Annotated in this window: 1 protein-coding gene; it reads right to left on the reverse strand. The window is 45.8% G+C overall.

Features of this window, described 5'->3' with window-relative positions; translation table 11 throughout:
* Window positions 1-220, reverse strand: a 220-nt coding sequence (locus AC3XQU_RS23660) for a hypothetical protein (RefSeq protein ID WP_489876581.1), incomplete at its 3' end; no start/stop codon positions are given.
* Window positions 221-295: the final 75 nt, after the last annotated feature.

Raw genomic sequence — 295 nt, forward strand, 5'->3', positions numbered from 1 at the left:
CGAATAGAGAGATAACAGCAAGAATTGCCATCGGCAGAGCTACGCAGTTTTTCATCAGTTGCTTGGCTAGCGCCATGAGAAAGCTGACAACCTGAGTAATATAAGTCCGCTTGTTGCTTCTGGCGCGTTGCTTGAGGCTGTCCCAATCTTTGCAATTGATCTCGCCAACTTTTACATCATTGACCAAGACTTCCATTGGGCTCTGGTTTGTGATCGTCATATTTAGGCATCCGTGGTAAAGGTGGACTCAAGACTGTTGATTTTTCTCAGTATTTCCGCGCATGGATACAGTTCG

The organism is Telluria sp. AZSoR62 (assembly GCF_058111565.1).